Origin of the sequence: Dehalobacter sp. (assembly GCA_023667845.1) — a bacterium.
GTDB lineage: Bacteria > Bacillota > Desulfitobacteriia > Desulfitobacteriales > Syntrophobotulaceae > Dehalobacter.
On sequence record JAMPIU010000009.1, the window covers coordinates 1 to 1816 of the forward strand.

The 1816-nt window shown below is 45.4% G+C and carries 2 protein-coding genes; both read left to right on the forward strand.

What is annotated here, in order from left to right; all coding sequences use genetic code 11:
• Positions 1 to 258: 258 nt before the first annotated feature.
• Positions 259 to 759: an A24 family peptidase gene (locus tag NC238_00720; protein MCM1564478.1), complete on the forward strand. Its 501-nt coding sequence runs from the start codon at positions 259 to 261 to the stop codon at positions 757 to 759.
• 94 nt (positions 760 to 853) lie between these two features.
• Positions 854 to 1816 (forward strand): polysaccharide biosynthesis protein (locus NC238_00725; protein MCM1564479.1); only part of this gene is annotated, 963 nt, incomplete at its 3' end.

The window sequence follows — 1816 nt, forward strand, 5'->3', positions numbered from 1 at the left end:
GGATTTCCAATGCTTCATCAAGCTGTTTTTGGGTAATTGCTTCGGAATCAATAAATAATTGTCCAAGCTTTCTCATGTCAGCACTCATTTGAACATCTCCATTAACGATATTTGCCAGTTACTTTCTTCATTAAACAAATTATTCTGAAAACCATATTTTTATTGTATTATAGGAAGAAAGAAAAAGAAACAAATTTATCATGTGCTCCGCTAAAGTGGAATAACGTTCAGGAGTACAATTCATCAGAGGTGTGAAAAATGGATTTATTGGAGATTATCAGGACCAATGGGTATACAGTGGAAAGTGCGGCATATCTGATCCTTGCAGCTCTTCTTTTGCTGATCGCTTGGATTGATTTCAAAACAATGCTTATTCCCAATTGGTGTATCTTCCTGATTTTTCTTGCCGGGTTGTTTTTTGCTTTTTTCAGTCAGGAAATCTCCTGGGTGGATAGATTGATTGGATTTTTCTCCGCCGGCGGGCTCCTTTTTTTGATTGCAGTTTTATCCCATGGTGGAATTGGGGGCGGGGATATCAAGCTCATGGCTGCAGTAGGCTTCTATCTGGGCTGGAAACTGACCTTATGGGCTTTGTTTTCCGCCTCGATCCTGGGAGGATTTATCGGAGTGGGGATTCTGGCCATGGGAAAAGGAAATTTAAAAACAGAAATTCCTTATGGTCCCATTCTTGTTGCAGGCATTCTCAGCAGCATGCTTTTCGGAGAGAAGCTCATGAACTGGTATTTCAGCCTGCTGTAAGGTGTCCCTGTTTTACGTTGTAAATCGTAGAAAATTGTAGTAAACTTGTAAGGATGAAAACCGAATTTGTCCCGAAAGGACTGGGAATAGAGACGTGTCACATCCCAAACGAACCCTGTTTTTGATGGCTTTGGATGCCATCCTGATCAATTTGGCCTTATTTGGCAGCTTTTACCTTCGGTTTGAAGAAGGACTGCCTGATGAATATGTCAATACATATCTGATTGCAGCCTTGGTGGCCAGCATTGCTTTGCTGTTGTTATTTCATGTTTTTGGCTTATATAAAAATATCTGGCGTTATGCCAGCGTGGGAGAGCTTTTGTCCATTGTCTACGCAGTATCCGTAGGAGCAGCCATTGTGGCAGTCGCTGTTTATATCCTGGCACCCTTAAGGCTTCCTCACTCTGTCAGTGTCCTCTTTTGGTTATTGACCACCGTTCTGACCGGAGGGCTGCGCTTCAGTCAGCGGATGCGGCAGGAAAACTCCATCTTCGCAGTCAGGAACAAGGACCAGAAAAAAGTACTGATTATCGGAGCAGGGGATGCCGGGGTGCTGGCTCTACGGGAGCTGAAGAGAAGAGACTTCCGGGAAGGAATGCCTGTAGGTTTTATCGATGACAGCAAAAGCAAGATCAACCTTCACGTTCAGGGCTTTCCCGTGCTGGGAGCCAGGGAAGATATTCCGGAAATCGTGAAGGGGTATGATGTGGATGAAATTATTATCGCTATCCCCTCTGCCTCCGGAGATGCCATCCGGGAAATTGTGGAGATCTGCAAAGAAACCAAAGCAGCTTCGCTGAAAATCCTGCCCGGGGTACATGACATCCTAAGCGGTAAGATTACTGTCAGCGCTATCCGTGAAGTTCAGGTTGAAGATCTTCTGGGCCGGGATCCGGTATCGGTGGACTTGGAGGAAGTAGCCGGTTACCTGAAGAATCAGACCGTTCTGGTGACGGGAGCAGGGGGTTCTATTGGGTCGGAGCTTTGCAGGCAGATCGTGAGCTTTGCCCCAGCCAAACTGATCCTTACAGGTCATGGGGAAAACAGCATTTTTGAT

Bases quoted from the DNA above. Each gene is read 5' to 3' on its own strand.
- NC238_00720 (MCM1564478.1), top strand. From the start codon at position 259: ATGGATTTATTGGAGATTATCAGGACCAATGGGTATACAGTGGAAAGT.